This is a genomic window from Myxococcus sp. CA005 (assembly GCF_006518205.1).
Taxonomy (GTDB): Bacteria; Myxococcota; Myxococcia; order Myxococcales; family Myxococcaceae; genus Myxococcus; species Myxococcus xanthus.
The window spans coordinates 103,952-127,847 of record NZ_SRLV01000012.1; the positions used below are offsets into that span (position 1 = coordinate 103,952).

A 23,896-nucleotide genomic window follows, 5' to 3' on the forward strand; every position below is an offset into this window, starting at 1 on the left:
TGTCACGCAATGACAGCCCTGGACCGACTCGCGGACGGCTTGGGTTTCGTCACATCCCGGCCAGATTGCGCGACCGCGGCACCCCACCGCAGCCAGCCACCGCAACAAGGAGTGAGTATGCGTCTTCGCGCACAAAGCCTTCCTTTGCTGTTGTCCGCCGTTTCAGGCATCGCCACCCTCGGATGCGGCATCGAAGCACCCTACCCGGTTCGCCTGGAGCACGGGGAGGTGGAAGCCGCCGCCAGCCGTGAAGACACCGCGCGCCTGGGTGCGGCCTCCGGCTGGGACCTGTGCGACACGACGGCCCGGCTCGTGCGGGACATCATCCCGGGCGCGGGGCACTCCCATCCGCAGGACCTCACCCACGGCAACGAGGTCCTCCTCTTCTCCGCCACGGATGGCGTGGGGGGCCGTGAGCCCTGGCTGAGTTCGGGCGTGGCTCCGGGTACGCATCCGCTACTGGACGTGTACTCAGGAGGCCCGGGCTCGGACGCGGGCCCCTTCCTCCAGTGCGGGACGACGACGTACTTCGCGGCGAATGATGGAGTGCATGGCCGCGAACTCTGGAAGACGGATGGCAGCACCGAAGGCACGGAGCTGGTGAAGGACATCTCGCCGGGAGGGCTGGGCTCGGACCCGGAGCACCTGACCTTCTACGACGGCGTGCTGTACTTCACGGCGAATGATGGTGTGCATGGCCGCGAGCTGTGGCGCAGCGACGGCACGGAGGAGGGAACCTTCCTCTTGCGTGACTTCAGCACGGAGGGAAACCTGGTCTCCAGCCACTTCGAGCTGGTGGCGGGGACGAACGCCCTCTACATCAAGGTGAACATCTTCTCACCGACCGACCGCCAGTCGAGCCGGGTGCAACTGTACCGGACCGATGGCGCCAGCTTCGTGCGGCTGGTGGATGGGTCGGAAGAAAACATGCTGGGCGACCTGACGCCGGTGGGGGACAAGCTGTTCTTCACCTGGAACTTCGATGCGCCGCAGACGCGGCTCTACGTCACCAACGGCACGTCGAGCTGGGCGCGTTACGTATACACGTTCATCGGCGCCCCCCTGGGGATGGTCGCTTACAAGAACAAGCTCTTCCTGAGCGCGGCGACTGGAGCCGGGGGGGTGGACTTCGAGCTGTGGCGCAGCGACGGAACGACATCCGGCACGATGCGGGTGAAGGACATCTACCCAGGCAGGGTGCCGTCGCAGCCGACGAACCTCACGGTGGTGAAGGACCGGCTCTTCTTCGTCGCGGATGACGGGGTGCACGGCCGCGAGCTGTGGAGCAGCGACGGGACGAGCGCGGGGACGCGGCTGCACGCCGACATCGCCGTGGGCGCTCTGGGCTCGGAGCCCGCGGAGCTGACGGCCGTGGAGGAGTACCTCTTCTTCAGCGCCCACACGGAGGCCGGAGGCCGGGAGGCGTGGGTGAGCGACACCCGCGAGCCGGGGGTGTTCGAGGTGCAGGGCATCGCGCCGGGGTCCATGCACTCGGACCCGAGCAACTTCGTTCGCTCGGGGTGGGACCTCTACTTCGTCGCCAGCGACAGCACCGACTACGGCCGCGAACTGCGCGCGCTGCGCATCCGGCCGGCGGGCATGTGTGACATGAGCGGCAACGACGGGCTCTGAGCGGCAGGCGCCAGGTCCCTTCTTCAAATCCAGGCCCGCTCCGAGAAAGCCACGGCACTGGACATTGCCCCCGGCGGCCCACTACGTGCGCCGGGCATGAGCATGAACTGTCCGCACCGGTCCGCCTGGACGGAGCGCACCTCCGGCTGGCGGCGATGGGACCGGGAAACGGGCAGGATTGCCGGTGGGGCAGTGCTGGCGCTGGCACTGAGCTGCTCCAGCAATCTGCGGCACTCTCAGGAGACCGAGTCCTACGGGTTCATGAGCATCGACTCTGGCTATGTCTGGGCCAGGGGTCCGTGGCCCGAAGTCCAGGCTTCGAGCGACCCGGACGAGGTCATCGACCAGCTCTGTCCGGCCATCATGCGTCTGGACAGGGCCACCGCCAGGGACTTCGGACAGGAGTACTGCGGCGTCATCTACTCGCGGGGGGATGGCATCTACCGCACCACGCATCCCTCACCGCTGGGAGAGCCTCAGTTGCGCGGTGAGACGAAGCAGAAGTCCTGCTTCCCGGTCCGCCGCGTCGTCGACCCAGAGGCCCGGGTCACACCGATTCTCGCAGACTTCCACAGCCACCCCTGGTTCCCCTCGCCGCTGTCCCAACAGGACAAGATGGCGGCCAACCAGCTCTACTTCTTGAAGATCCAGTTTGATTCGGCCTGCCAGATCCAGAAGATCATCCCCTACCTGGACAGGCCCGATGCGCCCGGCGAGGTCTACTCCCGGCGAGGGAAACGCTGGGTCCTCATTGGAATCATCAAGCCGAGCAACAAGGCCGCAGGCATCGTGACCCCCGTTGGCGGGCTGGACTGAGCAGGAGACTTCATGACCCGGTGGCTGCCGTTCCTCGTCCTGGCACTTCCCGCATGCGCGCTCTTCCAGCGCCCGCCACGCCCTGTCCACGCGCCACCGGAAGAAGCTGCTCGTTTCGAATTTCCCCCCACGGGCATTCCCGAAGAAGGGCTGCGCAGCATTCCAGGAGACATGGCGCGAGCCATCCAGCTCGCCATGGAGGACTTCTATCCCTGGGACAAGAAGGCGCCGACCCCGTCTCACCCCGGCAGGGAGTGCCTGTACCGGCGCGAGTCGTACGACGTCTACGCGGCCCCCTACCAGGAGGGCGTCGTCCTGGTCGGCATCGTCCTGTCGCCCCAGGCCTGCGGCGCCCAGGCGGTCCCCAACGACATGGGCGCGCTCTATGCCGTCGACACGCGAGGTTGGCGCATCCTCGCCGTGCAACACTAAACGCCTGCCCGCCCTCGGCGCAGCCGGCCCCAGGGGCAACCGGGACGGCGTTGGCCCCCTTCCCTTCCTGGCGCCGGGTGCCCACATCGGAGAACTGTCGAGTGGCAGGGGGCACCAGGAGCCGGCTGGTGTCCCCTTTTTTCGTGCTCCCAGAGCGGCCGTCCGTCCTTCGAATTGTACGCCTCCGTGCATTTCTCCCCGCCTCCAGCGTCGTCTTGGGCAGAACTGTCATGCTGCTGTCCCGCTGCGGGCTGGCGCGTCTGACGCGTGCGGACGAGCCTGGGCTGGGCTAAGCGTCTGCCTGCCCGTCGGGTACCGCACAGGCCGGCGCCTGCGGCCCGCTCGCTGGAGGAGGTTTCAAGCGATGTCCGACACCGTGGTGAAGAAGAAGCGCCGTTGGCCCTATGTCCTTGGAGGAGTCTTCGCGCTCCTCGTCATCATCGTGGCCGTGGCGCTCTGGCGACTGGACGCCATCCTGCTGAAGACGGCTCGCGACCAGGCGGCCACCTATTCCCAGCTCCTGGGACGTCCCATCGAAATCGGGGACATCTCCACCAAGCTCTTCCCCACCATTGGCGCCCAGGTGGAGAACGTCACCGTCGGCCCCGCCGAAGGGGAAGACCTGCCGCTGGCCCAACTGGCCCTGATTGACGTCCGCGTCGCCGCGGGCCCGCTCCTGTCCTCCAGCGGCAAGGACATCCAGGTGAAGAACGCCGAGGTCTCCGGCCTCACCGTCAACCTGGTCCGCTTCGCCGACGGCACCACCAACGTGCAGCGCCTGCTCCAGCGGCTGGAAGAACAGCAGCCCAAGGAAGAGGAGGCTCCCGCTGAAGAGTCCCAGCCCATGGACCTCTCCGGTGTCCACGTGGAGCGCGCGGCCCTCACCGACGGCGCCATCCGCTTCGTGGACCGCGGCGCCGGAGAACAGGCCCGCGAGCTGGGCGTGAAGGACCTGGACATCGAGGTGAAGGACCTCCGCGTGGGCAAGCCGCTGGTGGTGAACCTGGCCGCCGCCGTGCTCGCGGACACCCAGAACCTCCAGGTGTCCCTCCACGCCGCGCCGCTGCCGGCCACGCTGGTCCCCACGCCCGAGCGCGTGACGCTGAAGGCGCAGAAAATCGACCTCGCCCCGCTGGGCCCCTTCCTGCCGCCGGACATCGGCCTGCGTGCGGGCACGCTGGACGCGGACTGGCAGGCGGACCTGGGCGGCGCCGTTCCCGGCGGCCAGGGCCCCACGAAGCTGGTGGGCATCATCAAGGCCCTGGGCCTGAGCTTCACCGGCTCCGAGGGCGGCAAGGCGCTGGACGTCGTCATGGACACCGACGTCGCGGGCGACATCAACACCGGTGACCTGGCGCTCAACAAGCTGAAGGTGGACCTGGGCCCCGCGAGCCTCACCGGCAAGGGCAGCGTGAAGGGCCTGCTCACGGACAAGCCCGCGGTGGAGGGCTTCGAGCTGACGGGCCGCAACCTGGACCCGGCCGTGCTCGCCGAGTACTACCCGCCGCTGCGCAAGCAGCTCAACGGGATGATTGCCGGTCCCATCGGCCTGGACGTGCGCGGCAGCGGCACGCAGGACGCCCAGGCCATCGACGTCAACGTGGACCTGACGCCCGTGCGGCTGCGCGTTCCGGCCCAGCTCACCAAGGACGCGGGCGGCGCGATGAAGCTCTCCGCGCGGGTCTCCGGCGCGGCGGCCACGGGCGGCGCCCTGCGCTTCGACGCGAAGGCGGACCTGGGCGGCATCGACCTGCGGCCCGGCCTGCTGGTGGACAAGGCCCCGGGCCAGCGGATGGACCTGAGCGCCGCGGGCACCTACGCGCCCGGCAAGGGCTCCGGCATGAAGGTGGACATCCCCAAGCTCACCGCGAACGTGCTCGAGGACACGATGACGGGCAGCGCGTCCTTCGCGCTCGCGGGTACGGGGAAGAAGCAGACGACGACGTTCTCCGCGGACCTCAAGAGCCAGAAGCTGGACGCGGACGCGCTGATGATGAGCGAGGAGGAAGTCCAGGCGCGCGGCGGACCGCCGCCGGAGGAGCCGCCGTCGGATGACCCGACGCGCTTCAACGGCTACCGGGGCGACATCCGCTTCGCGGTGGGCACGCTGCGCTACATGGAGATGAACATGACCCAGGTGACGGGCGTGGTGAAGATGACCGACGACCTCATCACCGTGGAGAAGTTCTCCACGGGCGTCTACGGCGGACGCATCGTCGCGGACGGCACCACGATGCGCCTGGGCCCGCTGCCGGAGCAGCGCCCCTTCGAGGCGAAGGTGAAGGTGGAGGGCGTCGCGGTGGAGCAGGCGCTGACGCAATTCACGCCGCAGAAGGCCGTGACGGGCAAGTTCAACGGCAACGTGGACGTGAAGGGTGTGGGCTACACGCCCGACCAGCTCAAGCAGACGCTGCTCGGCGGCATCAACGGCGACCTGCTGGATGGCGAACTGCTGGGCAAGGACCTGGTGGCCTCGGTGTCCGAGCCGCTCGCCAAGGCGCTGCCCATCGCGGCCAAGGGCCTGAAGAACGAGCAAGTGACGAAGCTGGGCGGTGACCTGCCCTTCAGCGTTCAAATCAAGGACGGCGTGGCCCAGCTCTCCAAGCCGCTGACGTGGGCGCGGCCGGAGGCGGAGCTGAGCTTCGACGGCGGCATCCGGCTGGATGGCTCGCTGGACCTGACGGGCTCCGTGTCGCTGACGCCGTCCACGGTGAAGACGCTGACGCTGGGCAAGGTGACGCCGCCGGCCGCCATCCCCGTGGGCCTGAAGCTGACAGGCCCCGCGTGGAAGCCGGAGGTCACCAGCCTGGACGTGAAGCCTGCGGTGGCGCAAATCGCGAAGCTGGCGGCCTCGTCGCTGGCGGGCAACCTGATTGGCGGCGAGCGCGGCCAGCAGGTCCAGAGCATCATCGAAGGCGGCGAGGACAAGCTTCGCGCCGAAGCCGAAGCCAAGCGCAAGGAGCTGGAGGCCAAGGCCGCCGAGGAGAAGGCGCGCCTGGAGGCCGAGGCCAAGAAGCGCGCCGAGGAAGAAGCGAAGAAGCGCCTGCGCGGCCTCTTCGGGAAGTAGGGCCCGCGGCCCGCGCTCCCTGAAACACGCTGAAACAGTCGGGAAACAACGTGTTCACCTCGTCACCCGAGGCCTGCCCTCGGGGACGAGTGTGGCATGCGCCCTGCTAGGGCTTCCTGCCCGTTTCACGCGTCACAAGGGAGCGCGCGACATGCAGACGAGCGAGGACTTCGACCGCGGGGATTCGGTGACGCCGTCCAGCCCCGTGGTGGTGCCGGTACGCGAACACCATCGCGTGCTCATCATCGGAGGTGGCACCGCCGGAATCACGGTGGCCGCCCGGCTGGCGCGCGCCGGGCAGAAGGGCGTCGCCGTACTCGAGCCTTCCCAGCACCACTACTACCAACCCCTGTGGACGCTGGTGGGCGCCGGGGAGGCGCGCGTCGAGGACACCGTGCGCAACGAGTCCCGCCTCATCCCGCACGGCGTGAAGTGGGTGCGCGACGCCGCCACGGAGATAGACCCGGAGGCGAGGGAGGTCCTCACCCGCGGTGGCCTCCGCCTGGGCTACGACTTCCTCGTCGTCGCCCCTGGCATCCAGCTCGACTGGGACAAGGTCGCGGGCCTGCGCGAGGCGCTGAAGACGCCGCATGTCAGCAGCAACTACGACGTCCAGCTCGCGCCCAAGACGTGGCGCCTGCTCCAGAACTTCCAGGGTGGCACCGCGCTCTTCACCCAGCCCTCCACGCCCGTGAAGTGCGCCGGGGCCCCGCAGAAAATCATGTACCTGGCCGCGGACCACTTCCGCCGCACCGGCGTGATGGAGCGCACCAGCGTCGTCTTCGGCTCCGGAGCCAAGACCATCTTCGGCGTGAAGCCCTTCGCTTCCGTGCTGGATGGCGTGGTGCACCGCTACGGCATCACGCCCCGCTTCCAGCACAACCTCATCGCAGTGGACGGCGAGCGGCGCGAGGCCACCTTCGAGGCCACGCGCGACGGGCAGACGGAGCGCATCACCCTGGCCTACGACATGATGCACGTCACCCCGCCGCAGAGCGCGCCGGACTTCATCAAGCGCAGCCCGCTGTCCTGGCGGGAGGGTCCGAACGCCGGCTGGGTGAAGGCGGACAAGTACACGCTCCAGCACCCGGACCATCCGAACGTCTTCGCGCTCGGTGATGCGTCGGACCTGCCCACCAGCCGAACGGGCGCCGCCATCCGCAAGCAGGCGCCGGTGCTGGTGGAGAACCTCCTGGCCTACATGAAGGACCTGCCCCTGCCCGCGCGGTATGACGGCTACGCGTCCTGCCCTCTCACCACCGGCTACGGGCGCCTGCTGCTCGCCGAGTTCGACTACGACGGCAAGCCCGCGCCCACCATCCCCTTCATCGACACCATGCAGGAGCGGCGCGACATGTGGCTGCTGAAGAAGTACGGCCTGCCACGCCTCTACTGGGCATTCATGATGCGGGGCCTTGCGTAAGACGCCGGGAGCCGGGCTATGCACCGGCGATGCCCACCTCCCACCTCGCGCTCCCCGCTCTGGATGCCCTCGCGGGCCCCGTGCTCCTCGTGGACGACGCGCGGAAGGTGACCGCGCTCACGCCCGCGCTCGAAGCCCTGCTGGGCGGCACGCTGCGCGCTGGGACACCGCTGGCGCAGGTCCTGGGGCGCGCTGACGGCACGGAGCCGCTGGACGCCGTCCTGAAGAACGGGTGTGAGGCCTCTGTCCGCTTGCGCGTGGGTGGGCGCTCGAAGCCCGTGCGGGTGCGCGCCGTCCCCCTGGCGCGAGGGCCTCGGGCATCCGGGTGGGCCCTGCTCGTCTCGCCTGACGCGGTGGAAGAGACGAACGGTCGCGCGGAGCTGTTCCACGGCCTGTGGACCCAGGCGCCCGAGTTGCAGCGCGTCTTCCGCATCGTCGAGAAGGTGGCCCGCACCGAGTCCAGCGTGCTCGTTCGCGGGGAGTCGGGCACCGGCAAGGAGCACATCGCTCACGCGCTGCATGCGCTGTCGGCACGGGCGCGAGGGCCGTTTCGCGCCATCAACTGCGCGGCGCTGCCGCCCAACCTGCTGGAGAGCGAGCTGTTCGGCCATGTGCGCGGCGCCTTCACGGGCGCGGTGCGCGACAGCCCAGGACATTTCCGGCTCGCGGACAAGGGCTCGCTGTTCCTGGACGAGGTGGCGGAGATGCCCCTGGACCTCCAGGCGAAGATGCTGCGCGTGCTGGAGACGCGCACCGTCATCCCCGTGGGAGGCCGCCAGCCCGTGCCCGTGGACGTGCGCATCATCGCCGCCACGCACCGGCCGCTTCGGCGCGAAGTGGAGACGGGGCGCTTCCGCGCGGACTTGATGTACCGCCTGCGCGTGGTGCCGCTCTTCCTCCCCACGCTGCGGGAGCGACGAGGCGACATCCTCCCACTGGCCCTGCGGTTCCTGGAGGAACTGCACCAGCGAGGCGCCCGCCGCGTGGAGCGCTTCTCTCCTGGCGCCCGCCGCTTGCTGGAGGAGCACCCCTGGCCCGGCAACGTGCGCGAACTGCGCAACGTGATGGAGTACGCCTACGTCATTGGCGAAGGCCCGGTGGTTCGAGAGGCGGACCTGCCACCGGAGTTCTCCGAGCAGCGGCAGGCCGCTCCCGCGAAGCTGCCGCCTCCGGATGCCTCGCTGGAGCCGGAACGGATCCGCGCCGCGCTCGCCCAGGCGGGCGGCAACCGCTCCGAGGCCGCGCGCCTGCTCGGCGTCAGCCGCGTGACGCTGTGGCGGCGCCTGCGCGACCTGGGTGCGACGGCGGAGCGCTGAGCGACGGGCGGACGTCGGCCACGAAACACCACGAGCATGGCCCTCAAACGACGTTTCACGCCTGTTTCAGGTGCGTTTCACGCCTGCGCGCTTGAAGCATGCCGTCTTGCCCGCAAGGTCCGTTCCCGCGGTGCCGGCAACCCGTGTCCCCTCGACCCGAGTCCCGCCACCTCCATCACCCCGCCTGTTGGCACGTCACTGGCAATGACGGCCTCGCACCCGATTCCGACGGAGGCGAACGATGCTCTTCCGCCAGCTCTTCGACGCGGACACCTCGACGTATACGTACCTCCTGGCCGACGAGGCCACGGGCGCCGCCGCGCTCATCGACCCGGTGCTGGAACAGACGGAGCGCGACCTGAAGCTCCTCCGGGAGCTGGGCCTCACGTTGTCCGTGGTGCTGGAGACGCACGTCCACGCCGACCACGTCACCGGCGCGGGTGTACTCCGCGAGCGGACAGGCGCCACCGTGGTGGCCTCCAGCCGCGGCGCGCCCTGCGTGGACCGGACGGTGAACCATGGAGACATCGTGCGCGTGGGCGGCCTCGAAGTCCGTGTCCTCGAGACGCCCGGCCACACCGACGACAGCCTGAGCTTCCTCTGTGAGCGCCGCCTCTTCACCGGGGACGCGCTGCTCATCCGCGGCACCGGAAGGACGGACTTCCAGAACGGCGACCCGGGCCAACTCTACGACGCCATCACCCGCGTCCTCTTCACCCTTCCCGACGACACGGCGGTCTACCCCGGCCACGACTACGCCGGGCACGCCATGTCCACGGTGGGCGAGGAGAAGCAGCACAACCCCCGGCTGGCTGGACGCACGCGCGCGGACTTCATCGTCTTGATGAACGCGCTCCAGCTCCCACCTCCCCGGAAGCTGGACGTGGCCGTCCCCGCCAACCGGGCCTGCGGACACACGCCGCCCTCACCTTCCCTCCAGGCCTGAAGTCACGCGGAGCCCCCATGCATCCTCTCTGCGACAACGCCGCGCCCCATCCCGCGGGCTACCGCGACGTGGAGGTGGGACAGCTCGCGGCGTTCCTGCCCTCCGAGCTCACGCTGGTCGACGTGCGTGAGGCCGCCGAGCTCGACGGTATCCTGGGCCACGTCGCGGGCATCCGGCACGTCCCCCTGGCCACGGTGCCGGACGTTGTCGACGCCTGGCCGCGTGACACGGACGTGGTGATGATCTGCCGCTCCGGGGCGCGCTCGGCGAGGGCGGCCACGAGCCTGGTCGCCCTGGGCTTCACCCGAGTGATGAACCTGCGAGGCGGGATGCTCGCGTGGAACACCGCGCGGCTGCCCGTGGTGCGTCCTATCCCCCACACCCTGCCCACCTTGGGCACCGTCCGCGACGGACTGCTCGACGGCCTCCACCGCGCCGTGGCACCCCCGCCCCATGAAGGGCCCACCGTGCCCCCCCTGACGACCCCGTCTCGGGAAGCACTCACCGCAGTGCTCGACGCGCTCCAGGCCGCGCGGCCGACGGATGTCCGGGACACCGCCGCCTTCGAGCACCTGCTGCGCACATACCGGGACCTGCTCGCCGTCGCGCGCGCGGAAGGCGAGCGGTGATGCTGTACGCGGGCATCGCGGGCTCGGTGCTCGTGGGCATCCTGCTGGGCCTGCTCGGAGGTGGCGGCTCCATCCTCATCGTGCCGCTGCTCATCTACGTGCTCGACGTCGAGCCTCGGACGGCCATCGCCATGTCCCTGGTGGTGGTGGGCGTCACCAGCGCCAGCAGCGCCTTCCTCCACGCCCGCGCGGGCCGCGTCCGCTGGCGCACCGCGCTCGTGTTCGGCGCAGGGGGCATGGGCGGAGCCTTCCTCGGTGGCCGGCTCAATCCCCACCTCGCGCCCGACACGCTGCTGCTCCTGTTCGGGAGCGTCATGGTGGCCGCCGCCGTGGCCATGCTTCGCCGCCGGGAAGCCGGGCCCGCCGCCACCAGCGTCTCCCCGCTCCCCGCGGCCCGCGTGCTCGCACAAGGCATCGCGGTGGGCGCGTTGTCGGGACTGGTGGGCGCCGGGGGCGGCTTCCTCATCGTGCCCGCGCTGTCACTGGCGGGGCTGCCCATGCCAGTCGCCACCGCCACGTCCCTGGTGGTCATCGCGCTCCAGTGCGCCGCCGGCCTGGTGGGCCACCTGGGCCACCTGGACCTGCCCTGGGTGCTCACCGGCGAAGTCCTCCTGGCCGCGATGACGGGCAGCCTCGTGGGCGGAAGGCTCGCGGGGCGCGTGTCCCCCGCGATGCTGCGCAAGGGCTTCGCCGTGTTCGTGCTGACCACCGCCGCCTTCCTCCTGGGCGCCCAGTCTCCCGCGCCCCTGCGTGAGCGCGTATGGACGGAGGGGCTGTGGCTCTGGAGCGTGGCGCCTCTTGCCGTGGGCATTCCCGTGACGGTGTGGCGCCTGCGCGTGGCCCGCCAGCGTCAGGCCGCGCAGGCCCTGCCCCGGTGAGGCACCGTCACGTGGACGCCAGCGGCACGGTGAAGCGGAAGGTGGAGCCGTGCCCCAGCACGCTCTCCACCCACAGACGGCCGCCATGCCGCTCGACGATGTCCCCGCAGATGTAGAGCCCCAGCCCCAGCCCACCAAAGCCGGAGATGGGGGCGTTGCGAGCACGGAAGAAGCGCTCGAAGAGGTGCTCCTGCTGATCCCGCGGAATGCCGATGCCTTCGTCCTGGACGGAGACATGGGCGTGGCGGTCCTCCCGAGCCACCCGGACGCGAACCGTTCCCCCACTGGGGCTGTACTTGAAGGCGTTCTCCATCAGGTTGACCAGGACCTGCGCGAGCCGGTCCGCGTCGCCCAGGACGACCAGGGGTGCCTCCGGCGCTTCGTACTCGACCCGGTGGTGCGCGCTGGACAGGCGCATCTCGGAGACGACGTCATGGGCCAGCTCCTGCAACACGACGGGCCCATGCTTCAGCGTCAGCCGCCCTTCCTGGATGCGCGAGGTGTCCAGCAGGTCATTCACCAATCCCGTCAGGCGGCTCACCTGCATCAACGACTTGTCCACGTGCCGGGCGGAGGCCCCGTCCCCCTCGGCGCCGTGTTGCCGCAGCATCTGGAGGTGCAGCTTCAGCGGCGTGAGCGGCGTCTTCAGCTCGTGCGCGGCGATGGACAGGAAGTCGTCCCGCACGCGGATGGCCTCCTGGGCTTCGCGCAGCAGCCGCTCGCGCTCGGCCTCGGCCTGCCGCTCCGCCGTCACCTCGCGGTAGCTCCACACGCGGCCGATGATGGCGCCCCCCATCCGCTGCGGCAGCGACTTGCGCTCCAGGATGCGCCCGTCCAGCAACTCCACCGTCTCCACGTCCACCTCTTCGGACGGCTCGAAGCGCTCCCGGATTCGCGACGTGAACGACTCCGGGTGTTTCACGCCGCCCGCCGCGCGCACCAGCACCCGCTCCGCGTCGCGGTCCACCATCATCTCCTCGGTCAGCCCCCAGATGTCGAGGAAGCGCTTGTTGAAGGCCGTGACGCGCTTGTTCAGGTCCACCACGATGACGCCTTCCGCAATCGAGTCGAACGTGGCGCGCAGCACCGAGTTCATGTGCGCCAGGCTCTCCGGCGCGTGCCGCGTCAGACCGCCTTCGGCGACCTGCCCCATCGAGGACTCAGGAAGCTGGAGGCGCGCGCAGGCTCCCAACAATGTCCCCTGCTCATCGAACATGGGCAGGACGAAGGCCGTCAGGCCCGGCTCCTCGTGAACACCGGCCTTGCCCTGGAGCGCGGGCTGCATCGCCTGCGCGAGCCAGGGCAGCCGAGCGAGCACCTCGGCCACGGAACGCCCTTGAAAGGGCTCTCCCTGCGGCCCGGTGGCGTGAGTCAGCGCATCGTCCATCCAGAGCACGCGTCCGTGCGCGTCGACGATGAGCGCCGCCTGGAGCGCCTGCCCCAATCTCAGCAGCGCCGGAGCGAAGTCGGGCCCGCTCGGGTGACGGGCCTCGGCAGCCCCAGGCGCGCCCCATCCGCTCCGTCCTTCCTCATAGATGTGGGCCTTCGACATGGGCGCTCCTCGGCCTCGTTGGCGGGACATTTCCGGCGGAAAGATGCGGCGCCCGCCAAGGGCATGAAAGGGGCCCCCCTGCTCGGCCGCCACCGCCGAAGGGGCTCCGACTCCCAGGCCGCTTGCCATGCGAAAGCGGTAGGCTTCCGCCACATGACGACCTCTCGCCTCGCGATGCTGTTCCTGGTGCCCGTGCTGGCCACGGGCTGTGCCTCCACCGCTGGCGCCACCCGGCCAGACGAGCCCGCGACGGAAGCGGCGGCCCCCGAGGCCACGCCCAGCGCGCCCAGCGCGCCCAGCGCGCCCTCCGGCTATGGCTACAGCAAGAACGACCCCATCCACGTGGGTGGAGGTGTCGGCGGCGAACACGAATACCTCCAGCACCTGCGGGGGCCAGAGGGGCAGAAGATCCGCTACGAGCGGGGAGGAAGCTGCTGCGCCTTCGAGTCGGAGGGCGCGCCGTTCGGCAGCGGCATGCTCGACGTGTACGTCGTCACCTACGACGGGCTGGAGGAGCCGGTGATGCTGTACCTCAACATGTATGAACGGAAGGACCCGCGCGCCCCCGAAGGCTTCCGCCTGGACTGACGCGCGCTAGGAGCAGTCCTCGATGATGGGAGCGGCGACCAGCGGGCCCGACATCCATTCCGACAGACACATCGGACCGCGTCTCGATGTCGCGCTGGTCCGCCGCCAGCACGGGGCTGACGCCGCGAATGCAGACCAGCAGGAATCCAGACACACGAGCGAAGGTCTTCACAGCCCTGAATTGTAGCAGGCATGCGTCTCCGCCGTTGACCGCTGCCAGTTCCGCACGGAGATTCCCTGCATGACGCTGAGAGCCATGACCGACGTGGGCGCCGAGCTGGGCCTGTCTCCCGAAGACGTGCTGCCGTGGGGAACCCACCGCGCCAAGGTGTCGCTGGACGCGCTCGGCAAGCGGGGCGGCCGGCAGGGACGCCTGGTGCTCGTGTCCGCCATCAACCCCACGCCGCCGGGCGAAGGGAAGACCACCATGTCCGTGGCGCTGGCCATGGGCTTGCGCAAGCGAGGGCGCCGCGCGGTGGCGGCCCTGCGCGAGCCGTCACTGGGCCCTGTCTTCGGCGTGAAGGGCGGCGGCACCGGCGGCGGGCAGGCCAGCCTGGAGCCCGCGGCCGACATCAACCTGCACTTCACCGGTGACTTGCACGCCATCACCAGCGCCAACAACCTGCTGTCCGCGCTGGTGGACAACGCCGTCTTCTACGGCCAGCCGGTGGCCCTGGATGCCACGCGCGTGCGCTGGCGGCGCGCGCTGGACATGAATGACCGCTTCCTGCGCAACGTCATCGTCGGCCTGGGCGGCAAGGCGCAGGGCGTGCCACGCGAGGACCACTTCGACATCACCGCCGCCAGCGAGGTCATGGCCATCCTCGCGCTCGCGGAGGGCCTGAAGGACCTGGAGGCGCGGCTGGGACGCGTCATCATCGGCCACACCCGGGACGGCCAGCCGGTGCGCGCGCGCGACGTGGACGCGGCGGCGTCCATGGTGGCGCTGCTCAAGGACGCGCTGATGCCCAACCTCGCCCAGACACGCGAGGGCGGCCCCGCGCTGGTGCACGCGGGCCCCTTCGCCAACATCGCGCACGGGTGCAGCTCCGTGATGGGCACGCGCATGGGGCTGGCCTACGCGGATGAAGTCATCACGGAGGCGGGCTTCGGCTTCGACCTGGGCGCGGAGAAGTTCCTGGACATCAAGTGCCGCGGCAGCGGGCTGTGGCCCCGGGGCGTGGTGCTGGTGGTGACGCTGCGCGCGCTGAAGCACCACGGGGGCGCCTCCCCCGCGCGCGTGGCCGAGCCGGACCGCGAGGCCCTGGTTCGCGGCTTCGCCCACCTGGAGAAGCACCTGGAGTCGGTGGCCGCCTTCGGCCTGCCGGCCGTGCTGTGCGTCAACCGCTTCCCGCAGGACACCGAGTCCGAGCTGGAAGAGCTGCGCGCCTTCGGCAAGGCCCGCGGCGTGGAGACGGCCGTGTGTGACGGCTTCTCGCGAGGGGGTGACGGCTCGCTGGAGCTGGCCGACTGCGTGCTGGAGATGCTGGACGGTACGGACGCCGCGCCGCCCCAGCCGCGCTTCCTCTACGACGTGGCGCAGACACCCGAGGAGAAGGTGGCCGCCATCGCGCGCACCGTCTACGGCGCGGACGACGTGGCCTTCACCGCGAGCGCGAAGAAGGACCTGGACGCCATCCGCGAGCTGGGCGGCGCCGGACTGCCCGTGTGCATGGCGAAGACGCACCTGTCGCTGTCGGATGACCCCACGAAGCTGGGGCGGCCGCGCGGCTTCACGCTCACCGTGCGCGAGGTGCGGCTGTCCGCGGGCGCGGGCTTCATGGTGGCGCTCACTGGAGAAATCCTCACCATGCCCGGCCTGCCACGCGAGCCTGCCGCCCGCCGCGTCACCGTCCACGACGACGGGCGCGTCACCGGGCTGATGCAGGGGGAGTGAGCCGAGCCCCAAGCCGGGGTGCCACCCAGGACGGTGGCACCCGCGCGGCCCCGAGGCGGCGTCAGACGCGGAAGCCGGTGGACAGCTCATGGAGCTGTCCCAGCGACGCGTTGATTTGCGTCACCGCCTGCTCGGCCGTCATCGTGGCCGTCACCACGTCCGCCATCATGGAGGACAGCGTGGTCATCACCTCGGTCATCTGCGCGATGCCCGCGTTCTGCTGGGTGACGGAGGCCACAATCTGGCGCGCGGCCTGACTGCTCTCCTGCACCACGGTGGTGATTTCCTTCAGCGTGTTGGCCGAGGCGAGCACCTGCTCGATGCCCTCCTCCATCTTCTCGCTGTCGCCCTCGGCGATGCCCACCGTCTGGCGGATGGCCTGGTTGATTTCGAGCAGAATCTTGCCGATGCGCTGGGTGCTCTGCAGCGACTGGCCGCTGAGCGAGCGCATCTCCCGCGCCACCACCGCGAAGCCCCGGCCCTGTTCCCCGGCGCGCGCCGCTTCGATGGCCGCGTTGAGCGCGAGCACGTTGGACTGGTCCGCCAGGTCCTTCACGCTGCCGATGATTTCACCGGCATGCACGGCCTGGTCGCTCAGGTGCGCGATGCTGCCCACCAGCGCGCCCACGCGCTGGCGAATCTGCTGGAGGCCCTCGGCGCTCTTCTCGATGGACTCCTGGCCGGACGCGCTGAACGCATCCGCCTGTCCCGCCACGCGGAGCACCATCTCCGCGCGGCTGGCGGCCATGCTGGACGTCTGCGCGATTTCGGCGATGGTGGTGCTCGCCTCGGTGAGGCTGCGGGACTGATTGGTGAGGAAGTTCACCTGCTCCTGGCTGGCCTGCGTCAGCGTCTTCGCCGCGTTCGTCAGGTCCGTCACCACCGTCTGGATGGTGGTGGGCACGTTGCGCAGCCGGGTCACCATGACCTGGAAGCCGCGCGCCAGCTCGCCCACCTCGTCGTGGGCGCTCACGTCGATGGCCTGCGTCAGGTCGCCCTTCTCCGCGATGCGCGTGGCCACGTGGGTCAGCTTCGCCAGCGGCAGCGTCACCTCGCGGTGCAGCCAGTAGGCCAGCCCCACCGTCAGCGCGATGCACAACAGCACCAGCACGCACACCGTCCAGGTGGTGGCGCGGTGCAGCCCGGCCACCTCCGCGTAGGAGGTCGCGATGGCCTGGCCATCCGCTTCCACGGCCCTCTCCAGCTCATGGGACAGCGCGGCGGCCAGGGACTCCACGCTCGCGAGCGCGGACGCCGCCTTCTCGTCCCCCTCCACCGCGAACGTCACCGCCGCCCTGGAGTTCGTCCAGTACGTGGCCAGGGACGACTTGAGTTCATCCACCCGCTGGCGGTTCGCGTCCGGTACGGCCCCCGCCAGGTCGAGCTTCGACTGGAGCTCGTCCACCTCCGCGCTCAGCGGCTCCAACCCTCCCGCCTTCGCCGCCACCGCCGCCAGCACGTTGCGGTGCAGGCCCGGGAAGCGGTGCATCACCTCACGGTTCAGCTCGATGGTGGGAACCTGCGAACTGCTGATGCGCGCGTACACGCCACCGGAGCGCGCGCCCAGGGCGATGAACGCCACCAGGATGGCCACCAGGAACACCGCGACAACAGCCGGCAACAACATCATCTTCTGCTTGAGCTTCAGACGCACCCGCTGGCCTCCCCGCTACCGTGAGCCCCCTTCAACGCCTGCGACTCCACGCCGCGCGCCGCGGCCAGAATCCGGCTGTGGAAGAGCCACCCCGTTTTCCAAGGCCCGCTGCACCAGCACATGTCGCCATCCTTCCGTGGACTCCCGTGGGAGCCACAAACCCGTGCGGCCGGTGCTCACGCCGCGCGTCGTAGGATAGCCAACTGTCTGCGGGCTGGTAACTCTCACCACCCGTGTCATTCAGACGGACGCGGAGCGCCGTGAAAGACGGGTAGGACCCAACCCCACCTGGGCGAGCGCATCCCAACCCATGGCCCGGTTTCACCGCGCGCTCCGGGTAGGAGAGCAGGCCGTCGCTTCCCCGGTGGCGCCCCGTATCAGCGCACGGAGCGCTGGAGCGCGGGCGCAATCTCCTGCTGGCAGGTCGCGTCACATTCCGTGAAGCGGGTGAGGAAGTCCGCCATCTGCGCGCAGCGCTTCGGGAAGCGGCTGGTGCCCGCATCCCCCATGCACATCTCGTGGAAGGAGTCGCGCGTCTCCTGGAAGAGGGAGGCCCGCTGCGCGGGAGACAACGCGTTCAGCGCCCGGTTCTCCCCTCCCTGGAGGTACAGCCAGACGCCGCCGAGCAACAGCAGCACCAGCCCCACCAGCACGGCCTTCCGAGTCCGCTTCTCGGCCGGCGAGGGGCCTCGGGCTCGGGAGAAGACGTTCTCCTCCTCATCGTCTTCGGGCGGTGGGCCGCCTGCCATCATCCCCATCAAGCGCATACGCCCCCTGTTCCAGCCCAAACCGGGGAGCAACGCCAGCACGGAGTGCAGCGGATGTGAGGCAACCGCCAACAAGCCGGGCGGCCATTGCGTGAGCTCCCGCACGCCGCGCGGGAGTCTGACCGCGCGCTGGCGCGGATTGCTCCTAGGATGAAGTCATGGACATTGGTGAGCGCCCCATGCGGGTGCTGGTGGTGGACGACGAGCGGAACATCCGCCACACCCTGCGCGTGTGCCTGGAGGGCTTCGGCTGTGAGGTCCGCGAGGCGGCCACCCCCGAGGCCGCGCTGGCCGCGCTGGCGCAAGGCCCCGCCGACCTGGCCTTCGTCGACCTGCGGCTCGGCACGGCCAGCGGAATGGAGCTGTTGCCGCGCCTCCTGGCCGAGTCGCCCCACCTGGACGTCGTGCTCATCACCGCCTACGCCACGTTCGACACGGCGGTGGAGGCGATGCGACGCGGGGCACGGGACTATCTGCCCAAGCCCTTCACGCCCGCGCAGATTCGCCACGCGGTGGAGAAGGCGCGGCGGCACCAGGAGCTGGCATCGCAGTTGGAGAACCTGGAGGGGCAGCTTTCCCAGGCGGTGCCGGAGGCCACGTTGGAGACAGCCTCGCCCGCGATGCACGCGGCCATCGGGCTGTTGACGCGCGCGGCGGCGTCCGACGCGGCGGTGCTGCTGCGGGGAGAGAGTGGCACCGGCAAGGGGGTGCTCGCCCGCGCGCTGCATTCGATGAGTGCTCGGCGGCGCCGGCCTTTCGTCACCGTCAACTGTCCCACGCTGTCCGAGCAACTGCTGGCCAGCGAGCTGTTCGGCCACGTGCGCGGCGCGTTCACCGGCGCGGTGAAGGACCAGCCAGGACGCGTGGAGGCGGCGGAAGGGGGCACGCTGTTCCTGGATGAAATCGCGGAGATGAGTCCGGGGCTCCAGGCGCAACTGCTGCGCTTCCTCCAGGAGAAGCAGTTCGAACGGCTGGGCGAGGGACGCACGCGCAAGGCGGACGTGCGGGTGGTGGCGGCGACGAATCGGGACCTGGAGAAGGACGTGGCCGAGGGGCGCTTCCGGGAGGACCTGCTCTACCGGCTGAACGTCATCGAGGTGAAGCTGCCGTCGCTGCGAGAGCGGCCGGAGGACCTGCTTTCGCTGGCCCGGCGCTTCGTCTCCTTCTTCGCTCGCGCGGCGCAGCGCCCACCGCCGGAGCTGTCGCCCGCGACGGAGAAGATGCTGTTGGCCTATGGGTGGCCGGGCAACGTGCGCGAGCTGCGGAATGCAATGGAGCGAGCGCTCATCGTCTGGCCCGCGGAGGTGCTGGAGCCGCAGGCGTTCCCCGACCGCATCGCCGCGGCGGGGAGTCCGGTGATGACCCTGGGCGGGCCGCACACGTTGGAGGACATCGAGCGCGAGCACGTGCTGCGCGTCATGGCCTCGGCGCCCACGTTGGATGAGGCAGCGCGGGTGCTGGGCATCGACGCGTCCACGCTGTGGCGGAAGCGGAAGAAGTACGAGTCGGGCGAGGGCTGAGCACGGGCCTGGGAGCGCCCGTGGTGTTCCACGGGAGCAGAGCGGGCAGGGCTTCTCCTCGTGCCTGGAGCGGTGATTGCGACGTCCTGCGAGCATGCGGAGCCTTGGAGGACACCGAACCGATTCCAAGGAGCACAGACGTGGACGTGATTGACCTGTTGATTCAGCAGCACCGTGAGTTGGAAGCGCTGTTCGATGCCTGTCGCGCGGCGAAGGACGATGCGAGCAAGCAAGAGCTTGGCATCCAGCTCGCGGAGGCGCTCACGTTGCACACCACGATTGAAGAACGCTGGGTGTACCCCGCCGCGCGCCGGGTGGTGGAGGAGAAGCTGATTCAGGACTCCGTCGAGGAGCACGGGGAGATGACGGAGCTCATCGCCCAGATGATTCGCGCGCGCAACGACCCGCAGAAGCTGGTGGCCCTGTTCGGCGAACTGGAGAAGGTGGTGAAGGACCACGTGACGATGGAGGAGCGCGACGTACTGCCCAAGCTCGGTCAGAAGGTCACCGAGCAGGACCTGGGCATGTCGTGCAAGGACATCGTCCGCACCGCCTCCGAGGTCCGCCGCGAGGAGATGCAGAAGCTCCAGGGTCAGGCGAACGCCTGAGGCCTGGGGTTCAACGCACGGGGACGTAAGCGGCATGAAGACGAGGGCGCGGTGTTGCCCTGAGGCACACCGCTCCTCAGCAGGCAGCGGTCAGCATGTTGGTGCTGTCTGGCCTCCACGCGGACTTCTCCGCGAAAATTCGGACAGGGGCAGTGAGTCTCTTCTCCTGGACCTCGTCGAAGGACTTCACGGTGTAGTTCCGCTCGTGAAGCTCCAACATCACCATCAAGCGAAGAAGCAGCTCGAAATGCCAGCTGAACTCTTCGGCGCCGGTCTCCCAGCGGGACACAGCCTCAGAGCGGACATTGATGCGCTTCGCGAAGTCAGCCTGTGAGAACCCCAGATGCTTGCGCAGGAATCGAACTTCCAGCGGCGTCAGCAGGCTGTTCTTCGCGGCCAGGGCTTTCGCAATCGTCCGGTGCAACTCCTTCAACCTCGGGATCACGACCTCTCGTTCGTTGCACTTCTCGCACCGACGCTCAATCACCCCCACGAGGATGACATCCTCCAGCCCACTCTCGTCGAAGTGGTAGCTGTCGAGTCGTGTCTCCAAGAGCTCCCCACCGCAGCTCTCACACTTCATGACTTCCTCCAGACTGACACGATGACCAACTCGTGCGCCTCACCCGCTTCGTCACAGCGAAAGGCCACCGCGAGCCCCATTCGTGGGGTTTCGATGACGTAGGTCCACCGACCATCCTTCTGCTCCCCCTCGCTGTTCACGACGCCGCCTTCGATGATGTTCTCGATGTCCGTGGTCGCGAGATTCCGCTCCTTCATGCGGTCCTTCGCGTGCTGCTTGAGAACCAACGAGCCCTCGTCCAAGAGGCGCCGGGCAAACCTGAGCGCCTCGAAACGCTTGAAGGGTTCCTTGCTCAACGCCCTCCACTCCCCCCTTACGCCGCGGACCACCGCCATTTGACTTGCGGTGACCGCAAGATTAGTAACAACGACGAATCAACGCGCACAAGTGATTTCCCAAGCGTTCGAAGTTCTTGGCTTTTCACGTGCACAGCACGCCAACCGTACAGAAGGCCTCTGACTCACCCTCTGGGTTGTCCTCGATGCTGAACGGACGACCTTCGCGTCACACGCTCGCCGGCCCGGACTCTTCCCGCCGGGGCAGCGTGAACCAGAACGTGCTTCCCTGGCCGGGCGTACTCACCACGCCAATGTCCCCGCCGTGTGCCTGGACGATGTCCTTCGCGATGGACAGCCCCAGCCCCGCGCCTCCCGCAGGCGCGCCGGGTGCCCGGTAGAACTTCTCGAAGATGCGCGCCTGTTGCTCCAAGGCAATCCCCTCCCCCGTGTCGCGCACCTCGAAGCGCACCCCGTGCGATTCCTGCCACACGTGCACCTCCACCTCGCCTCCCGGGGGCGTGTGCTTCACCGCGTTGCCCACCAGGTTCCCCAGCACCAACCCCAGCCGCTCCGGGTCCACGTCCACCGGCTCCACGTCCAGCCCCACCTGCTTCGACACCTGGACCCCGCGCTCCTCCGCCGCCATCCGCTGAGCGTCCAGCGCCGCGTCCACCAGTTCCTCCGCCGGCACCCGGCGAATCTCCAACTGAAGCTGCCCCGCCTGGATGCGCGACAGGTCCAGCAGGTCATCCACGATGCCCTGCAGCCGCTCGGAGTCCTCGCGCGCCGCGAACAACAGGTCCGCCTGCTTCTCCGTCACCGGCCCCACCACGCCCTCCGTCACCAGGTGCAGCGCCATGCGCAGCGACGTGAGCGGCGTGCGGAACTCGTGCGCCACCGTGGCCACCAGGTCGTTCTTCAGCTCGTCGAAGCGCCGCAGCCGCGTCACGTCCTGGAGAATCACCGTGGCCCCCACCACCTCCCCTGACTCGCCATGCACCGGACTTCCCCGAGCCAGCAGCCACCGGTCCCCGTCCGGGAGCGGCGCCCGCACCGCCTCTTCGTACCCGCGCGGCTGATACGCCCCTCGCCCCGTCAACACGTGCTCACGCACCCGCTCCAGCACCGCGCGCGCCTCCGGCACCACCTGCCCCAGCATGTCCCCGCCCGCTTCGAGCGACAGCCGCAGCACGTCCTCCGCCGCGCGGTTGACGTTGAGCAGCCCTCCGTCCGCGCCGAACACCACCACCGGGTCCGGCAGGCTGTCGATGGCCGCCTGTGATGCCGCCTGCGCCTGGAGCAACTCACCCAGGCTGCTGCGCCGGTACTGCTGAAGCGCCTCCGCCATGGCGTTGAAGTCCCGCCCCACCTGCGCGATTTCGTCCTGTCCCTCCACCACCGCGCGCGCCGCGTAGTCGCCCTCGCCCAGGCGCCGCACCGCCTGTGACAGCACCGACACCGGACGGAGCGCCCGGTGCGTCAGCGACTGCGACGCGAACAACCCCACCACGAAGGCCACCATCACCGCCGCCACCATCACCGTGTTCACCCGCGCGCTCTGCCGCTGCAACGCCTCGCTCTTGCGCACCATGGCGTCCTGGTTCAGGTCCAGGATGGCCCGGGCCGCTCCGGTCACCTCCTGGAAGGCCGGCTCGAGAACACCGAAGTACGCCTCCCGCGCCCCCTCCGGCGACGACTGGGCGAGGAACCCGTCATAGGCCTCCTGGTAACGCCGCCAGGACGTGCGCAACCGGAGCGTCGCCGCATCCTCGGCGGGCTCGGTGACGTTGCCTTCCTGCACCCGCAACTGCGACTCCAAGCGCGCGCGCTGCGCCGCCTGCTGCGTCAGCCCGCGCTGCCGCTCACCCGCGATGATGAAGAGCGCCCCGCTGTCCATGCGCTCCAACTGCGCCATCATCTCCTGCGCGGCCAGCACACTGCGGTAGTTGTCCTGAAGCACCCGAGGCCCAGAACGCCCCAGTTGGGACAACGTCACCACGGCCACCACGCCCACCAACAACAGCGCCAGGGCCAGGGGTGCCTGCGCCAACAACAACCGGGCTCGCAGCGTCATGGGCGGCGTCCCTCCTCGCGCGGCTCGAAGGCCACCACGTGGATGTCGAAGCCCCGGCCTTCACGAACCAGCCTCATGTCCACCGCGCGCCCCAGCCGCTGCTTCCACCACGGCTGATGCGAACGGCCGACGATGATGTGACCCACGCCGTGCGAGCGCGCGAAGTCCAGGATGCCCTCCACCGGGTCTCGAGCCCTCAGGCGCACCACCTCCGCGCCCAGCTCCTTCGCCTTCTCGATGTTCGTCAGCAGATGCCGCTGCGCCTCCGCGTCGATGAGGTGCGGCGCCTCGCGCGGCGTCTCCACGTACACGACGAACCAGTCCGTGTTCAGCCGGCCCGCCATCCGTGAGCCCCGGCGCATCAGCGTCGCCGCGTGCCGGGGATAACTGGACAGCGCCACCAGCACCCGGCCCCAGGCCGCGCTCCGCTGCGAACCTTCATCTCCCTCTCCCGGAGGCGGCCTCGCGGTGGCGCGGTCCAGGCTCTCCGCCACCTCACGCAGCGCCAGCTCGCGCAGCGTGGCCAGGTTCTCCTCCGTGAAGAAGCGCTCCAGCGCCCGCGGCACCTTGTCCTTCGCGTAGATCTTCCCCGTCCGGAGCCGCTCGTGCAGGTCCTCCACCGCCAGGTCCAGGTTCACCACCTGGTCGGCGGCCTTGAGGAAGCTGTCGGGCAGTGTCTCCCGCACGGCGACGCCGGTGGCGCGCTCCACCAAATCGTTGAGGCTCTCCAGGTGCTGGACGTTGAAGGCCCCGATGACGTTGATGCCCGCGTCCAGCAACGCCTGCACGTCCTGATAGCGCTTGCGGTGGCGGCACACCGGAAGGTTGGTGTGAGCCAGCTCGTCCACCACCGCCACCTGGGGCTTGCGCGCGAGCACCGCGTCCAGGTCCATCTCCTCCACGGTAACGTCGCGGTAGGAGTACTGCTTGCGCGGCACCACCTCCAGGCCCTCCACCAGCGCCTGCGTGTCCGCGCGGTCATGCGACTCCACGAAGCCCAGCACCACGTCCACGCCGCGCCGCTTCAGCGCGTGTGCCTCCTCCAGCATCCGGTACGTCTTCCCCACCCCGGCCGCGAAGCCGATGTAGAGCTTGAGCCGGCCACGCCTGCCCCGCTCCACCAGCTCCAGGAAGTCCTCCGCGCGTGAGCGCCGCGTCATCGTCATCCTCTGCCCATCTGGTGGGAGGCGGGGCGGAGGATGCCCTCGCGCCCGGCGAATCTCACGTGGTGAATGC

At 69.4% G+C, this 23,896-nt stretch carries 20 protein-coding genes; 13 read left to right on the forward strand and 7 right to left on the reverse strand.

Translation table 11 applies throughout. The annotated features are described in order from the left end of the window. Positions 1–150: 150 nt before the first annotated feature. From FMQ63_RS07800 to FMQ63_RS07840, 9 genes are all read left to right on the forward strand, one after another. On the forward strand, positions 151–1,632 hold the full coding sequence (locus FMQ63_RS07800) for an ELWxxDGT repeat protein (RefSeq protein WP_228556378.1): 1,482 nt from the start codon (positions 151–153) through the stop codon (positions 1,630–1,632). 96 nt (positions 1,633–1,728) lie between these two features. Beyond that, the gene (locus FMQ63_RS07805; RefSeq protein ID WP_011550331.1) at positions 1,729–2,448 is read left to right on the forward strand and encodes a hypothetical protein; all 720 of its coding nucleotides are present in this window, start codon (positions 1,729–1,731) and stop codon (positions 2,446–2,448) included. Between the two features lie 12 nt (positions 2,449–2,460). After that, positions 2,461–2,880: a hypothetical protein gene (locus FMQ63_RS07810; protein ID WP_011550330.1), complete on the forward strand. Its 420-nt coding sequence runs from the start codon at positions 2,461–2,463 to the stop codon at positions 2,878–2,880. A 364-nt stretch (positions 2,881–3,244) separates the two neighbouring features. Further along, complete coding sequence (locus FMQ63_RS07815) at positions 3,245–5,947, forward strand: AsmA family protein (RefSeq protein WP_011550329.1); 2,703 nt, start codon at positions 3,245–3,247, stop codon at positions 5,945–5,947. Between the two features lie 151 nt (positions 5,948–6,098). Beyond that, on the forward strand, positions 6,099–7,370 hold the full coding sequence (locus FMQ63_RS07820; protein WP_141276580.1) for an FAD/NAD(P)-binding oxidoreductase: 1,272 nt from the start codon (positions 6,099–6,101) through the stop codon (positions 7,368–7,370). A 29-nt stretch (positions 7,371–7,399) separates the two neighbouring features. Beyond that, a complete protein-coding gene (locus tag FMQ63_RS07825; RefSeq protein ID WP_020477927.1) occupies positions 7,400–8,686 on the forward strand; it encodes a sigma-54-dependent Fis family transcriptional regulator in 1,287 nt (428 codons plus the stop codon). A 241-nt stretch (positions 8,687–8,927) separates the two neighbouring features. Next, positions 8,928–9,632, forward strand: a complete 705-nt coding sequence (locus FMQ63_RS07830) for an MBL fold metallo-hydrolase (protein WP_011550326.1) — start codon at positions 8,928–8,930, stop codon at positions 9,630–9,632. Positions 9,633–9,649: 17 nt separating this feature from the next. Then, the gene (locus tag FMQ63_RS07835) at positions 9,650–10,261 is read left to right on the forward strand and encodes a rhodanese-like domain-containing protein (protein WP_011550325.1); all 612 of its coding nucleotides are present in this window, start codon (positions 9,650–9,652) and stop codon (positions 10,259–10,261) included. Next, complete coding sequence (locus FMQ63_RS07840) at positions 10,261–11,139, forward strand: sulfite exporter TauE/SafE family protein (protein ID WP_216608916.1); 879 nt, start codon at positions 10,261–10,263, stop codon at positions 11,137–11,139. Before FMQ63_RS07835 ends, FMQ63_RS07840 begins: the two co-directional genes overlap by 1 nt. A gap of 7 nt (positions 11,140–11,146) precedes the next feature. Here the strand turns inward: FMQ63_RS07840 and FMQ63_RS07845 are convergent, their stop codons facing one another. Next, a complete protein-coding gene (locus FMQ63_RS07845; protein WP_225909681.1) occupies positions 11,147–12,691 on the reverse strand; it encodes a cell wall metabolism sensor histidine kinase WalK in 1,545 nt (514 codons plus the stop codon). A gap of 153 nt (positions 12,692–12,844) precedes the next feature. Here FMQ63_RS07845 and FMQ63_RS37800 point away from each other — a divergent pair, with 153 nt between their 5' ends. Beyond that, positions 12,845–13,279: a hypothetical protein gene (locus tag FMQ63_RS37800; RefSeq protein ID WP_225909680.1), complete on the forward strand. Its 435-nt coding sequence runs from the start codon at positions 12,845–12,847 to the stop codon at positions 13,277–13,279. Between the two features lie 241 nt (positions 13,280–13,520). Continuing rightward, a complete protein-coding gene (locus FMQ63_RS07855) occupies positions 13,521–15,176 on the forward strand; it encodes a formate--tetrahydrofolate ligase (RefSeq protein WP_011550322.1) in 1,656 nt (551 codons plus the stop codon). Positions 15,177–15,237: 61 nt separating this feature from the next. Here the strand turns inward: FMQ63_RS07855 and FMQ63_RS07860 are convergent, their stop codons facing one another. After that, complete coding sequence (locus FMQ63_RS07860) at positions 15,238–16,830, reverse strand: methyl-accepting chemotaxis protein (RefSeq protein ID WP_011550321.1); 1,593 nt, start codon at positions 16,828–16,830, stop codon at positions 15,238–15,240. A 377-nt stretch (positions 16,831–17,207) separates the two neighbouring features. Beyond that, positions 17,208–17,597 (reverse strand): hypothetical protein, encoded by a 390-nt coding sequence (locus FMQ63_RS07865; RefSeq protein WP_201423377.1) that lies wholly within the window; start codon positions 17,595–17,597, stop codon positions 17,208–17,210. Positions 17,598–17,755: 158 nt separating this feature from the next. Between FMQ63_RS07865 and FMQ63_RS07870 the strand changes: the two genes are divergently transcribed. Beyond that, positions 17,756–19,117, forward strand: coding sequence for a sigma-54 dependent transcriptional regulator (locus tag FMQ63_RS07870; protein ID WP_011550319.1), 1,362 nt, complete (start codon positions 17,756–17,758; stop codon positions 19,115–19,117). Positions 19,118–19,257: 140 nt separating this feature from the next. After that, positions 19,258–19,725 carry a hemerythrin domain-containing protein gene (locus tag FMQ63_RS07875; RefSeq protein WP_026113916.1) on the forward strand — a complete coding sequence of 156 codons (468 nt, stop codon included), beginning with the start codon at positions 19,258–19,260 and terminating at the stop codon, positions 19,723–19,725. 76 nt (positions 19,726–19,801) lie between these two features. Here FMQ63_RS07875 and FMQ63_RS07880 read toward each other — a convergent pair whose 3' ends face one another. The 4 genes from FMQ63_RS07880 to FMQ63_RS07895 form a co-directional block, all read right to left on the reverse strand. After that, positions 19,802–20,308 carry a type II toxin-antitoxin system MqsA family antitoxin gene (locus FMQ63_RS07880; RefSeq protein ID WP_011550317.1) on the reverse strand — a complete coding sequence of 169 codons (507 nt, stop codon included), beginning with the start codon at positions 20,306–20,308 and terminating at the stop codon, positions 19,802–19,804. Then, positions 20,305–20,604 carry a DUF4258 domain-containing protein gene (locus FMQ63_RS07885; protein WP_020477931.1) on the reverse strand — a complete coding sequence of 100 codons (300 nt, stop codon included), beginning with the start codon at positions 20,602–20,604 and terminating at the stop codon, positions 20,305–20,307. The genes FMQ63_RS07880 and FMQ63_RS07885 overlap by 4 nt, the downstream gene beginning before the upstream one ends. 208 nt (positions 20,605–20,812) lie before the next feature. After that, the gene (locus tag FMQ63_RS07890) at positions 20,813–22,660 is read right to left on the reverse strand and encodes an ATP-binding protein (protein ID WP_011550315.1); all 1,848 of its coding nucleotides are present in this window, start codon (positions 22,658–22,660) and stop codon (positions 20,813–20,815) included. After that, on the reverse strand, positions 22,657–23,826 hold the full coding sequence (locus tag FMQ63_RS07895; RefSeq protein WP_011550314.1) for a sensor protein KdpD: 1,170 nt from the start codon (positions 23,824–23,826) through the stop codon (positions 22,657–22,659). Before FMQ63_RS07895 ends, FMQ63_RS07890 begins: the two co-directional genes overlap by 4 nt. Positions 23,827–23,896: the final 70 nt, after the last annotated feature.

Bases quoted from the DNA above. Each gene is read 5' to 3' on its own strand.
- FMQ63_RS07825 (WP_020477927.1), top strand. From the start codon at position 7,400: ATGCCCACCTCCCACCTCGCGCTCCCCGCTCTGGATGCCCTCGCGGGC.
- FMQ63_RS07845 (WP_225909681.1), bottom strand. From the start codon at position 12,691: ATGTCGAAGGCCCACATCTATGAGGAAGGACGGAGCGGATGGGGCGCG.
- FMQ63_RS07835 (WP_011550325.1), top strand. From the start codon at position 9,650: ATGCATCCTCTCTGCGACAACGCCGCGCCCCATCCCGCGGGCTACCGC.
- FMQ63_RS07870 (WP_011550319.1), top strand. From the start codon at position 17,756: ATGGACATTGGTGAGCGCCCCATGCGGGTGCTGGTGGTGGACGACGAG.
- FMQ63_RS07880 (WP_011550317.1), bottom strand. From the start codon at position 20,308: ATGAAGTGTGAGAGCTGCGGTGGGGAGCTCTTGGAGACACGACTCGAC.
- FMQ63_RS07810 (WP_011550330.1), top strand. From the start codon at position 2,461: ATGACCCGGTGGCTGCCGTTCCTCGTCCTGGCACTTCCCGCATGCGCG.
- FMQ63_RS07830 (WP_011550326.1), top strand. From the start codon at position 8,928: ATGCTCTTCCGCCAGCTCTTCGACGCGGACACCTCGACGTATACGTAC.
- FMQ63_RS07865 (WP_201423377.1), bottom strand. From the start codon at position 17,597: ATGCGCTTGATGGGGATGATGGCAGGCGGCCCACCGCCCGAAGACGAT.
- FMQ63_RS07890 (WP_011550315.1), bottom strand. From the start codon at position 22,660: ATGACGCTGCGAGCCCGGTTGTTGTTGGCGCAGGCACCCCTGGCCCTG.
- FMQ63_RS07840 (WP_216608916.1), top strand. From the start codon at position 10,261: ATGCTGTACGCGGGCATCGCGGGCTCGGTGCTCGTGGGCATCCTGCTG.
- FMQ63_RS07820 (WP_141276580.1), top strand. From the start codon at position 6,099: ATGCAGACGAGCGAGGACTTCGACCGCGGGGATTCGGTGACGCCGTCC.
- FMQ63_RS07805 (WP_011550331.1), top strand. From the start codon at position 1,729: ATGAGCATGAACTGTCCGCACCGGTCCGCCTGGACGGAGCGCACCTCC.
- FMQ63_RS07855 (WP_011550322.1), top strand. From the start codon at position 13,521: ATGACGCTGAGAGCCATGACCGACGTGGGCGCCGAGCTGGGCCTGTCT.
- FMQ63_RS37800 (WP_225909680.1), top strand. From the start codon at position 12,845: ATGACGACCTCTCGCCTCGCGATGCTGTTCCTGGTGCCCGTGCTGGCC.
- FMQ63_RS07815 (WP_011550329.1), top strand. From the start codon at position 3,245: ATGTCCGACACCGTGGTGAAGAAGAAGCGCCGTTGGCCCTATGTCCTT.
- FMQ63_RS07895 (WP_011550314.1), bottom strand. From the start codon at position 23,826: ATGACGATGACGCGGCGCTCACGCGCGGAGGACTTCCTGGAGCTGGTG.